Annotated in this window: 10 protein-coding genes; 1 reads left to right on the forward strand and 9 read right to left on the reverse strand. The window is 71.9% G+C overall.

Annotated elements, in window-relative coordinates; genetic code table 11:
- Window positions 1-14 precede the first annotated feature (14 nt).
- The 3 genes from WA788_RS08970 to WA788_RS08980 all read right to left on the reverse strand — a co-directional run bounded on the left by WA788_RS08970 (window position 15) and on the right by WA788_RS08980 (window position 2,516).
- Window positions 15-956: an RluA family pseudouridine synthase gene (locus tag WA788_RS08970; protein WP_335973776.1), complete on the reverse strand. Its 942-nt coding sequence runs from the start codon at window positions 954-956 to the stop codon at window positions 15-17.
- 44 nt (window positions 957-1,000) lie between these two features.
- Window positions 1,001-1,594 (reverse strand): signal peptidase II, encoded by a 594-nt coding sequence (lspA, locus tag WA788_RS08975; RefSeq protein WP_335973780.1) that lies wholly within the window; start codon window positions 1,592-1,594, stop codon window positions 1,001-1,003.
- A 223-nt stretch (window positions 1,595-1,817) separates the two neighbouring features.
- Window positions 1,818-2,516: a TraR/DksA family transcriptional regulator gene (locus WA788_RS08980; protein ID WP_335973782.1), complete on the reverse strand. Its 699-nt coding sequence runs from the start codon at window positions 2,514-2,516 to the stop codon at window positions 1,818-1,820.
- A 599-nt stretch (window positions 2,517-3,115) separates the two neighbouring features.
- Between WA788_RS08980 and ileS the strand changes: the two genes are divergently transcribed.
- The gene (gene ileS / locus WA788_RS08985) at window positions 3,116-6,253 is read left to right on the forward strand and encodes an isoleucine--tRNA ligase (protein WP_335973783.1); all 3,138 of its coding nucleotides are present in this window, start codon (window positions 3,116-3,118) and stop codon (window positions 6,251-6,253) included.
- Between the two features lie 188 nt (window positions 6,254-6,441).
- Here the strand turns inward: ileS and WA788_RS08990 are convergent, their stop codons facing one another.
- From WA788_RS08990 to ftsZ, 6 genes are all read right to left on the reverse strand, one after another.
- Window positions 6,442-7,761 (reverse strand): DivIVA domain-containing protein, encoded by a 1,320-nt coding sequence (locus tag WA788_RS08990; protein ID WP_335973787.1) that lies wholly within the window; start codon window positions 7,759-7,761, stop codon window positions 6,442-6,444.
- Window positions 7,762-7,807: 46 nt separating this feature from the next.
- Window positions 7,808-8,095: a YggT family protein gene (locus WA788_RS08995; protein ID WP_335973791.1), complete on the reverse strand. Its 288-nt coding sequence runs from the start codon at window positions 8,093-8,095 to the stop codon at window positions 7,808-7,810.
- A 92-nt stretch (window positions 8,096-8,187) separates the two neighbouring features.
- Complete coding sequence (locus WA788_RS09000) at window positions 8,188-8,805, reverse strand: cell division protein SepF (protein ID WP_335973794.1); 618 nt, start codon at window positions 8,803-8,805, stop codon at window positions 8,188-8,190.
- 95 nt (window positions 8,806-8,900) lie between these two features.
- Window positions 8,901-9,620, reverse strand: a complete 720-nt coding sequence (locus tag WA788_RS09005; protein WP_335973796.1) for a YggS family pyridoxal phosphate-dependent enzyme — start codon at window positions 9,618-9,620, stop codon at window positions 8,901-8,903.
- A 6-nt stretch (window positions 9,621-9,626) separates the two neighbouring features.
- A complete protein-coding gene (gene pgeF, locus WA788_RS09010; protein WP_335973801.1) occupies window positions 9,627-10,409 on the reverse strand; it encodes a peptidoglycan editing factor PgeF in 783 nt (260 codons plus the stop codon).
- Between the two features lie 10 nt (window positions 10,410-10,419).
- Complete coding sequence (gene ftsZ, locus WA788_RS09015) at window positions 10,420-11,667, reverse strand: cell division protein FtsZ (protein WP_335973804.1); 1,248 nt, start codon at window positions 11,665-11,667, stop codon at window positions 10,420-10,422.
- Window positions 11,668-11,867: the final 200 nt, after the last annotated feature.

Consider the following 11,867-nt stretch of genomic DNA (forward strand, 5'->3'; position numbering starts at 1 on the left):
AGGTTGCCACGCGGCTACTGGCTGTCGGCCCGCACCACGTCCAGCGCGGCCTGGAGGTCTGCCGGGTATGTGCTTTCGAACTCGACCCACTCGCCGTCGGCGGGGTGCTCGAAGCCCAGCCGTACCGCGTGCAGCCACTGCCGGGTCAGCCCCAGCCGCTTGGCGAGCGTCGGGTCCGCGCCGTAGGTGAGGTCGCCGGCGCAGGGGTGGCGGTGCGCGGACATGTGCACCCGGATCTGGTGGGTGCGGCCGGTCTCCAGCTTGATGTCGAGCAGGCTCGCGGAGCGGAACGCCTCGATCAGGTCGTAGTGCGTCACGGACGGCTTGCCGTCGGCGACGACCGCCCACTTGTAGTCGTGGGTGGGGTGGCGGCCGATCGGCGCGTCGATGGTGCCGCTCATCGGGTCCGGGTGGCCCTGCACCAGGGCGTGGTAGCGCTTGTCGACCACCCGGTCCCGGAACTGCTGCTTCAGCCGGGTGTAGGCCCGCTCGGACTTGGCCACGACCATCAGCCCGGAGGTGCCGACGTCCAGCCGGTGCACGATGCCCTGGCGCTCGGCGGCGCCCGACGTCGAGATCCGGTACCCGGCGGCGGCCAGCCCGCCGATCACGGTGGTCCCGGTCCACCCGGGGCTGGGGTGCGCCGCCACGCCGACCGGCTTGACGACGACCACCACGTCGTCGTCGTCGTGCACGATCTCCATGCCCTCGACGGGCTCGGCGACGATCTGCACGGGGGCCGGGGGCGCCGGCATCTCCACTTCCAGCCACGCCCCGCCGTGCACCCGCTCGGACTTGCCGGCCGCGGCGCCGTCGATCGACACCTTCCCGGACGCGGCGAGCTCGGCCGCCTTCGTCCTGGAGAAGCCGAACATACGGGAGATGGCGGCGTCGACGCGCTCGCCCTCCAAGCCGTCGGGCACGGGCAGGGAGCGGACCTCGGGAAGCGTACTCACCCGGTCGAGTATGCCGGACGCGGCGCGGCCGAAGTGCCCGCAGGTCAGTCCTGGGGGCCGTCGTCCTCGCGCTGCTGGCGCCTGCCGTCGGGCTCGATGCCGAGGAAGGACAGCAGCACGATCAGGACGCCCCCGCAGGTGATCGCGGAGTCGGCGAGGTTGAAGATCGCGAAGTGCTCGGGCGCGATGAAGTCCACCACCCGGCCCTGGAAGCCGCCGGGCGCGCGGAAGACCCGGTCGGTGAGGTTGCCGAAGGCTCCGCCGAGGAGCAGGCCCAGCGCGATCGCCCACGGCACGCTGTACAGGCGGCGCGACAGCCGGGCGATCACCACGATCACGCCCACCGCGATCACCGTGAACACCACGGTCATGCCCTGGCCCATGCCGAACGCGGCGCCCGCGTTGCGGATGGCGTCCAGCCGCAGGTAGTGGCCGAACACGTCGATCGGGGCGTGGTGCTCCAGGCTGTGCACGACCCACAGCTTCGAGAGCAGGTCCAGCAGGTACGCGAGCGCGGCGACACCTATCAGCACCGCCACCCGCCGCCGCCCCCGCGGGGACGCCGGCGCGGCTTCCTCCGCACCCGCGTCCCCGTCCGGTGTCTCCGGTGTGGCGATGGTGCGCTCCGCTTCCGTCACGTCAGTCCCTAGCTGTGTGTGCCCGACCCTCGGTGCGAGGGTACCAAGGGGGCCCGACCCCCCGGGCTGCCCCGTACCGCCGGTTCCGGGACCACCTCCCGGTGGTGGGCTGGTCGCGCCCGCAGGGGCGCGGGGAACTGCGCGACCAGCCACCGCGGACCGAGAGGTCCCGGAACCGGCAGCACAGGGGCACCCGGGGGTCAGGCTCCGCCGCCCGCGGAAGCTACCTGCGCTCCTGGCGCTGTTTGTCGTCCAGGCAGAGGGTCGCGCGGGGGAACGCCTGCATGCGGGCCTTGCCGATGGGCTTGCCGCAGACCTCGCAGAGCCCGTAGGTGCCCTCGTCGAGGCGGCGCAGCGCGTGGTCCGCCTGGGTGAGCATCTCCCGGGTGTTGGCGGCGAGCGCGAGTTCCGACTCGCGGGTGATGTTCTTGGACCCGGTGTCGGCCTCGTCGCCCGCGCCGTCGCCGGAGTCCCGCAGCAGCCCGGCCACCGCGGCCTCGGAGGAGGCGATCTCCGTGCGGAGCCGCTCCACCTCGGCGAGCAGTTCCGCGCGGGCCTCCTCGATCTCCTCGGGGGTCCACGGGTCCTCGCCGGGCAGCACCGCGAGGCTGCCGGGCTCCGCCGCGATCCGCGCCGCGGGCACCGCGGAGTCGGCCGCCTTCGCCACGGTCTTCTTAGCTGCCACCTTGCGGGCTCCTGTCTTCTTCGCCGCCGTCTTCCCGGCGGCGGCCGCCTTCTTGGCCGGTGCCTTCTTGACCGCGGCCTTCTTGACCGCGGCCTTCTCGGCGGCGGTCCGGCCGGCCGCCGTCTTCTTCGCCGCCACCTTCTTCGCTGCCCTCTTCGCCGCGGCCTTCTTCGCGGGCGTCTTCCCGGCCGCGGGCTGCTTCACCGCCGCGGTCTCGGCGGACTTCTTGACGACCATGGCCGCGGCCCCTTCACCTCAGTGATCTCGTTCGCGAATCGTGCCGGAAACGGTAAATCGGGCACCGACCCGCGGCAACGGGGCGCGCTGCCGGGCCGACCGGCCCCTTCGGCGGGAACCGGTCTGCATCCGTTGTGCCCAGCTCACGGTCAGGTATTCCGCCGCGAGCCGCGAACCATGCCGCATCCTGGAACAAACGCCGCCATCAGGGTCAGTGCCCGCGCCCCCGGGCGCGCCCCTCGGCGCGGGCGAAAACCGTGCGCGGGCGCGCCGCGCGGGCCCGTACACTGGGCGCAGCGAAAGGCGTGGATGGGACGAGTAGCGCCGCACGCAGCCATGAGCGACCCGGGGACGGTGGAAGCCCGGGGGCGTGCGCGGTGTGAAGATCACCCCGGAGCCGCCGGAAGAAGGCCCACGGGCGCGCACCGCCCGTCTGCTGGTAGAACCGGCCTCGCGACCCCAATGAGGGGGCGGTGGGTCCCGTACGGGCCCGGACACCGCCAAGGAGGGTGGTACCGCGGGAGCGCCGGCACGGGTTCTCGTCCCTCCGACGGAAGAACGCGACCAGCGCCAAGCGTCCGCCGGAGGAAGAACCCCTGATGAGCCAGCCGCAGTACCGCCAGGTGCCCGCCCAGGTCGACCTGCCCGCCCTCGAACGCGAGGTGCTGGAGCTGTGGAGCGACCGGAAGACCTTCGCCCGTTCGGTCCAGCAGTCCGAGGGCCGCCCCGACTGGATCTTCTACGAGGGCCCGCCCACCGCCAACGGCATGCCCGGCGCCCACCACATCGAGGCCCGGGTCTTCAAGGACGTCTTCCCGCGCTTCAAGACCATGCAGGGCCACCACGTGACCCGCAAGGCCGGCTGGGACTGCCACGGCCTGCCGGTCGAGCTGGCGGTGGAGAAGGAGCTGGGCTTCACCGGCAAGCAGGACATCGAGAAGTACGGCATCGCGGAGTTCAACGCGAAGTGCCGTGCGTCGGTGACCCGCCACACCGACGCCTTCACCGAGCTGACCACGCGCATGGGTTACTGGGTGGACCTCGACGACGCCTACCGCACCATGGACCCGCAGTACATCGAGTCGGTGTGGTGGTCGCTGAAGCAGATCTTCGACAAGGGCCTGCTCGTCCAGGACTACCGGGTCGCGCCCTGGTGCCCCCGCGACCAGACCGGGCTGTCCGACCACGAACTCGCGCAAGGGTACGAGACGGTCGTCGACCCGTCGGTCTACGTGCGCTTCCCGCTCACCTCGGGGCCGCTGGCCGGTCAGGCCGCGCTCCTGGTGTGGACGACCACCCCCTGGACGCTGGTCTCCAACACCGCGGTCGCCGCCCACCCCGAGGTCACCTACGTGGTGGCCACCGACGGGACCGAGCAGCTGGTCGTCGCCGAGCCGCTGCTCGGCAAGGCGCTGGGCGAAGGGTGGACGGCCACCGGGCAGACCTTCACCGGGCGCGAGATGGAGCGCTGGACCTACCGGCGCCCGTTCGACTACGTGGAGATCCCCGACGCGCACTTCGTCGTCAACGCCGAGTACGTCACCACCGAGGACGGCACCGGTCTGGTGCACCAGTCCCCCGCGTTCGGCGAGGACGACCTGAAGACCTGCCGCGCGTACGACCTGCCGGTGGTCAACCCGGTCCGCCCGGACGGCACCTTCGAGCCGGACGTGCCAGAAGTCGGCGGGGTGTTCTTCAAGAAGGCCGACGAGACGCTGGTCGCCGAACTCGACGCGGCCGGCCGCCTCTTCCGGCACCTGCCGTACGAGCACAGCTACCCGCACTGCTGGCGCTGCCACACCGCGCTGCTCTACTACGCCCAGCCGTCCTGGTACATCCGCACCACCGCGGTCAAGGACGCGCTGCTGCGGGAGAACGAGCGCACCAACTGGTACCCGGAGACCGTCAAGCACGGCCGCTTCGGGGACTGGCTGGACAACAACGTGGACTGGGCGCTGTCCCGCAGCCGCTACTGGGGCACTCCGCTGCCCATCTGGCGCTGCGCCGACGGCCACCTCACCTGCGTCGGCTCGCGGGCGGAGCTGACCGAGCTGACCGGCACCGACCAGTCCGGGCTCGACCCGCACCGCCCGTACATCGACGCGGTCACCTTCCCCTGCCCGACCTGCCGGGCGACCGCGACCCGGGTGCCGGAGGTGATCGACGCCTGGTACGACTCGGGGTCGATGCCGTTCGCGCAGTGGGGCTACCCGTACCGCAACAAGGAGCTGTTCGAGCGGACCTACCCCGCGCAGTTCATCTCCGAGGCGATCGACCAGACCCGCGGCTGGTTCTACACGCTGATGGCGATCGGCACCCTGGTCTTCGACCGGTCCAGTTACGAGAACGTGGTCTGCCTGGGCCACATCCTCGCCGAGGACGGCCGCAAGATGTCCAAGCACCTGGGGAACATCCTCCAGCCGATCCCGTTGATGGACCAGCACGGCGCGGACGCGGTGCGCTGGTTCATGGCGGCGGGCGGCTCGCCGTGGGCGGCCCGCCGGGTCGGGCACGGCACCATCCAGGAGGTGGTGCGCAAGACGCTGCTCACCTACTGGAACACCGTCGCCTTCCAGGCGCTGTACGCCCGCACCTCCCACTGGGCGCCGTCCGCGGCCGACCCGGCGGTGGCGGACCGGCCGCTGCTGGACCGCTGGCTGGTCGGCGAGGTGAACGCGCTGGTGCGCAACACCACCGAGGCGCTGGAGGACTTCGACACCCAGCGGGCCGGCAAGCTGCTCTCCGCGTTCGTCGACGACCTGTCCAACTGGTACGTACGGCGCTCCCGGCGGCGGTTCTGGCAGGGTGACGCGGCGGCGCTGCGCACCCTGCACGACGTGCTGGAGACCTTCACCCGGCTGATGGCGCCGCTGGTGCCGTTCATCACCGAGCGGGTCTGGCAGGACCTGGTGGTCCCGGTGGTGCCCGACGCCCCGGACTCGGTGCACCTCGCGCAGTGGCCGGTGGCCGACGCCGACCGGATCGACCCGGAGCTGTCGGAGCAGGTGCGGCTGGTGCGCCGGCTGGTCGAACTCGGCCGCGCCACCCGCGCGGAGTCCGGGGTCAAGACCCGGCAGCCGCTGTCCCGGGCGCTGGTGGCGGCGAGCGGCTTCGGCACCCTGCCGGCCGAGTTGCGGGACCAGATCGCGGAGGAGCTGAACGTCTCCTCGCTGGCGGCGCTCGCCGAGGTCGGCGGGTCGCTGGTGGACACCACCGCCAAGGCGAACTTCCGGGCGCTGGGCAAGCGGTTCGGCAAGGGGGTGCAGGCGGTCGCGGCCGCGGTCGCCGCCGCGGACGCCGCGGTGCTCGCGGCCGAGCTGCGGGAGCGGGGCGCCACCAGCGTGCAGGTCGACGGGGAGACGGTGGAGTTGTCCCCGGAGGAGGTCATCGTCACGGAGACCCCGCGCGAGGGCTGGTCCGTCGCCTCGGACTCCGGTGCGACCGTCGCGCTCGACCTCGCGATCACGCCGGAGCTGCGGCTCGCCGGGCTCGCCCGGGACGCGATCCGGCTGATCCAGGAGGCCCGCAAACAGTCCGGGTTGGACGTCGCCGACCGCATCGCGGTGCGCTGGTCGGCGCAGGACGCCGATGTCGTCACCGCCCTGACCACGCACGCCGGGCTGATCGCGGAGGAGGTGCTCGCCGTGGACTTCGCCCAGGGCGCGCCCACCGCCGACTTCGGCCCCGCCTTCACCGACGAGCCGCTCACCTTGGTCTTCCACCTGCACAAGGCCTGACCGCGCAGGTCCCCGCCGCCTCTTGAGGGTGCCCGCCACCCTCAAGGGGCGGCTCGCGGTGCCCTCGACAGGCAGGCTGCCCGGCAGGAAACGGCAAAAAGGTCCGGGCCCCACTGGGGAAATGTTTCCCCGGGGGCCCGGACCTTCGTCGTGCTGGACGGGTGGCGCTACCGCGCCGACCTAGCTGTTCAGTTGTCGTCCTCGTCGATGAGGAACCCGCGCATCGGCGTGGGCGCCTGCTGCAACGGCTGCGGGCCCTGGGGCCGCACCGGTGCCATCGGCTGGGTCATCGCGGGCGACATCTGCTGCTGGCCGCCGTACGTCGGGCCGGGCGTGTGGCCGTTGCTCATGGCGCCGTTGCCCATCGCCGCGTTGCTCATGGCGCCGTTCTGCGCGCCGCCGCCGTAGGACGGTCCGCCGGAGCCGCTGTGGCCCATGGACGCACCGGCACCCGCGGGCGCCATTCCGCCCATGGAGCTGTTGCCGCCCATCGACCCGCCGCCCATGGAGGGTGCGGAGGGCAGCGACGGCGCGGGCGGGGAGGTCCGCGGCGGGGCGAGCGAGTCGTCCGCCTGGTTCTCCAACTGGCGCAGCTGCGACTCCAGGTAGGACTTCAGCCGGGTGCGGTACTCCCGCTCGAAGCCGCGCAGGTCCTCGACCTTGCGCTCGAGCGTGGCCCGCGCGGACTCCAGGGAGCCCATCGCGACGCGGTGCTTCTCCTGGGCGTCCCGCTCCAGCGCGTCGGCCTTGGCGCGGGCGTCCCGCTCCAGGCCCTCGGCACGGCTGCGCGCCTCACCGACGATCTTGTTGGCCTCGGAACGCGCCTCGGCGATGGCCTGGTCCGCGGTCTGCTGGGCGAGCGAGAGGACGCGGGCGGCGCTGTCGCCACCGGGGCCCTGCTGCTGCATCGGGTGCTGGCCCATCGGGCCGGGGCCGCCGGGGCCCTGCATACCCGGTCCACCGGGACCGCCGGGACCCTGCATACCCGGTCCACCGGGACCGCCGGGACCCTGCATGCCGCCGGGACCCTGCTGCTGCATGGGGTGCCCCTGCTGCATCGGGTGCTGGCCGCCCATCTGCCCCATCGGGCCGGGGCCCTGCTGCATGGGGTGCTGGCCCATCTGCTGCATCGGGCCGGGCCCGTGCTGCTGCTGGCCGCTCGGTCCAGCCGGCAACTGCGGCGCGCCGCCCGGCAGCTGGGGCGGGCCCACCTGCTGCTGCGGCATCTGCTGCTGCACCGGCTGCGGACCGGATATGGCGGCGGGCACCGGACGATCCTGCTGCTCCGGCTTGCGCATGTTCTGCTGCGACTGCTGCTGCTGGTTGGCAGCGGCGGCCCGAGTCGCGGCGGCCAGCTTGGCCCGCAGGTCCTCGTTCTCGCGGAGCAGTCGGGTCAGCTCCGCCTCCACCTCGTCGAGGAAGGCGTCGACCTCGTCCTCGTCATAGCCCTCTCGGAGGCGGACGGTCGTGAACTGCTTGTTCCGAACGTCCTCGGGGGTCAGCGGCATCTCTTCACCTCAACGTGATCGTCGACATATCGGGAGCCCGCACCGTTCACATCAGACCCCCGACGACGGAGATCAGGATGTATACGATGATCATCAATACGAAGAAGGACAGGTCGAGCGCCACGCCCCCGAGACGTAGCGGCGGAATGAAACGCCGCAGAAGCTTAAGTGGCGGATCGGTGACAGTGTAGGCGGCCTCCAGGATGACCACCATCGCCTTCCCAGGGTGCCATGAACGGGCGAACTGGAAGACGTAATCCATCACCAAACGGAAGATGAGCACGAACAGGAGGCAGTACAGCGCGATGTACAGCACCTGGAGTGCGACATTCATCGCGCTTCCCTCTCCCCTGCTCATCCATCGGCCTGCCGACCGGGTCCTACATGTCGTGCGGTTGCGTTCTGCCTGGTCAGACCAGGTTCAGGCTAGCTCTGGTTGAAGAACCCACCCTCGGCGATGCGAGCCTTGTCCTCCGCCGTGACATCGACGTTAGCAGGCGAGAGAAGGAAGACCTTCTGCGTCACCCGCTCGATGCTGCCGTGCAGGCCGAAGACCAGACCGGCGGCAAAGTCGACAAGTCGCTTCGCGTCGGTGTCGTCCATCTCCGTCAAGTTCATGATCACCGGGGTGCCTTCGCGGAAGTGTTCCCCGATGGTACGGGCTTCGTTGTAGGTCCGGGGGTGCAGCGTGGTGATCCGGTACGGCTCCCGCTCTGACACGACCTTGGGCATGATCACCGGTGCGTTCTTCTCCAGGTTCTGGCGTTCGGGTGTGATGGATGCCACTGGGGCGATCCGCGGTTCGCGCGGCGCCGGGGCATGTACCAGTCGCGGGGGTTCGTCCTGCGGCTGCGGGCTCGGCGCCACGTGCTGGCTGTGCGGTCGGCGGGGGGCGACGTGCTCGGGCTCCGGGTCGGCGCGACCGCTGGGCGGCGCGGCCATCTCGGGCTCGAACTCGTCGTCAGGGTCAAAACCCGGCCCGTCGTACCCGTCGTCCTCCACGAGGCCGAGGTAGACCGCCATCTTGCGCATCGCGCCGGCCATGCTCTGCGTCCTCTCAGCGGGGGTTCGGTCCGCGGCCGCCGCCCTCGGCGGCCGCCACACCATATTTATGCTGTGGTCCGACTTGTTTGGTGACGTTACCGGAGCCCGGGACGGACTCCGAGTACCGCCGTACCGACGCGTACATGTGTCGCTCCGGCCGCCACCGCTTCGTCGAGATCCTGACTCATCCCTGCCGAGACCATGTTCGCAGCCGGATGCGTCTCGCGCAGGCGGGATGAGATTTCCACCAACCGATCGAAGGCCGCCCGCGGTTGGCCGGCGTACCGGCCGGCGAGCGGGGCGACGGTCATCACGCCGTCGAGCCGCAGCCCGTCGGTGGCGGCGATGGCGTCGGCGAGCGGGCCCACCGCGTCGGGAGCCACCCCGCCGCGCTCGCCGCGGTCGCCGGACTCGGCGTCCAGGGCGACCTGGACCAGGCAGCCGAGCGGTCTGCCCGCGGCCACCGCCGCGCCGGACAGCGCGGCGACCAGGCGGGGGCGGTCGACCGAGTGCACATGGTCAGCGTAACGGACCACGGAGCGCACCTTGTTGGTCTGCAACTGTCCCACGAAGTGCCAGGTCAGCGGGAGTTCGGCGCAGGCGGCCGCCTTGGGCGCGGCGTCCTGGTCGCGGTTCTCGGCCACGTGCCGGACGCCGAGCCCGGCCAACGTGCGGACGTCCTCGGCCGGATAGGTCTTCGTCACCACGATCAGGGTGACCTCGTCGCGGCCGCGGCCGGCCGCGTCGCACGCGCGCGCGATCCGGTCGCGCACCGCCGCGAGGTTCACGGAGATCTGTTCGACTCTGCTGGGCACGCGCGTTCACCCGGTCCGTTCCGGCGCCGAGGCGCCCGCGCCGGCAGCGCCGGCAGGTCCGCCGTCGCACCAGACGTAGCCCGCCAGCCGACCGGTGGTGCGGTCGCGGCGGTAGGAGAAGTGGTCCGCGGACTCCCGCGTGCAGACGGCCGGCCCCTCGACCACCCGTACGCCGCAGCGCGCGAGTTGGGCGGTCACTCCGGCGCCCACGTCGAGCGCGGGCGTACCCCAGCTCGTTTCGGCGTACGACTCGGGCACGGCGGCCGCGACCTCGCTCCGGAGCGCGGCGGGCACTTCATAGCACTTACCGCACACCGAGGGGCCGAGCAGTGCGCTGATCCGCTCCCGGCGTGCGCCGTGCTCGACCATCGCGTCCACGGCCGCCGGCACCACGCCGGCCAGCAGGCCGGGGCGCCCGGCGTGCGCGGCGGCGACCACCCCGGCGTCGGGGTCGGCGAGCAGCACCGGCACGCAGTCGGCGGTGAGCACCGCGAGGGTGAGGTCGGCGCGGGTGGTGACGACGGCGTCGGCGGCGGGCGCCGGCCGGTCGCCCCACGGGCGGTCGACGGCGACGACGTCGCGGCCGTGCACCTGGTGCATCCACACCACGCGCGCGGGGTCGCGGCCCAGCGCCCGCGCGGCGCGGTCCCGGTTCGCCAGGACGGCGGCCGGCTCGTCGCCCACCGCGCCACCGAGGTTGAGGCTGTCATACGGAACGGCGCTCACCCCGCCCCACCGGTCGGTGAAGGCGAAGTGCGCGCCGCCCACGGTCGTGCTGTGCCCTATCACTGCCGGGCGGTCACTTCAGGAAGTCGGGGACGTCGAGTTCCTCGACGGCCGGGTCCTGGTACGGCCGGGCCGGCGGGACCAGCGGGCCGACCGGGGTCGGGGAGGTCTCGGCGACCGGCTCGCTCTCCGGCTCCGGGTCGCGCTCGGCCGGCGGGGCCGGCACGCTGCCGATGCCGGTGAACGACGAGGTGGGCCGGCCGGCGTCGGCGCCGGCGGCGCGGCCGGCGCCGGACGGGCCGGTGCCGCTGCCGGAGTCCTCGCGGGCGGTGTAGCCGCCGACCAGCTTCTCCCGGCCGCCCTTGGTGGGCGGCTGGCCGCCGTCGAAGCCGGCGGCGATCACGGTGACCCGCACCTCGTCGCCGAGGGCGTCGTCGATGACCGCGCCGAAGATGATGTTCGCCTCGGGGTGGGCGGCCTCGCTGACCAGTTGGGCCGCTTCGTTGATCTCGAACAGGCCGAGGTCGGAGCCGCCGGAGATGGACAGCAGCACACCGCGGGCGCCGTCGATGGAGGCTTCCAGCAGCGGCGAGGAGATCGCCATCTCGGCCGCGGCGACCGCGCGGTCGTCGCCGCGGGCGGAGCCGATGCCCATGAGCGCCGAACCCGCCTCGGACATCACCGACTTGACGTCGGCGAAGTCGAGGTTGATCAGGCCCGGGGTGGTGATCAGGTCGGTGATGCCCTGCACACCGGACAGCAGCACCTGGTCCGCGGAGCGGAAGGCGTCCAGGACGCTCACCTGGCGGTCGGAGATCGACAGCAGCCGGTCGTTGGGGATCACGATCAGGGTGTCGACGTTCTCGCGCAGGCCGGCGATGCCGTCCTCGGCCTGGTTGGCGCGACGCCGGCCCTCGAAGGTGAAGGGGCGGGTCACCACACCGATGGTCAGCGCGCCGAGCGAGCGGGCGATGTTGGCCACGACGGGGGCGCCACCGGTGCCGGTGCCGCCGCCCTCGCCCGCGGTGACGAAGACCATGTCGGCGCCCTTGAGCACCTCTTCGATCTCCTCGCGGTGGTCCTCCGCCGCCTTGCGGCCGACGTCGGGGTTGGCGCCCGCACCGAGGCCCCGGGTCAGTTCGCGGCCGACGTCGAGCTTGACGTCGGCGTCGCTCATGAGCAGGGCCTGTGCATCGGTGTTGATCGCGATGAACTCGACGCCCTTGAGACCGACCTCGATCATCCGGTTGATGGCGTTGACGCCACCGCCGCCGATGCCGACGACTTTGATGACTGCGAGATAGTTCTGCGGTGCTGCCACGTCGAAGGCCTCTCGCCTCGAGTTACGAATCGGTGGGACGGTCGGTTACGCTCGCCGATGCCGGGACGAACCCTAACGCTGAGGTTTAGGGTTAGCCGTAAGCGGGTCCCATGTGTTCCCTTGGGACGAGACACTAAGTCGACAAGCGGTGGCGGTTCAACGAACACGCCGAACCTCCCGTTTTTCTTTTCACCCTATGT

The organism is Streptomyces sp. CA2R106 (assembly GCF_037034245.1).
In the GTDB taxonomy this organism is placed as follows: Bacteria; Actinomycetota; Actinomycetes; order Streptomycetales; family Streptomycetaceae; genus Actinacidiphila.

Coding starts and splice junctions, on each gene's coding strand:
- WA788_RS08980 (WP_335973782.1), bottom strand. CDS start 2,516: ATGGTCGTCAAGAAGTCCGCCGAGACCGCGGCGGTGAAGCAGCCCGCG.
- ileS (WP_335973783.1), top strand. CDS start 3,116: ATGAGCCAGCCGCAGTACCGCCAGGTGCCCGCCCAGGTCGACCTGCCC.
- WA788_RS08990 (WP_335973787.1), bottom strand. CDS start 7,761: ATGCCGCTGACCCCCGAGGACGTTCGGAACAAGCAGTTCACGACCGTC.
- WA788_RS08995 (WP_335973791.1), bottom strand. CDS start 8,095: ATGAATGTCGCACTCCAGGTGCTGTACATCGCGCTGTACTGCCTCCTG.
- WA788_RS09000 (WP_335973794.1), bottom strand. CDS start 8,805: ATGGCCGGCGCGATGCGCAAGATGGCGGTCTACCTCGGCCTCGTGGAG.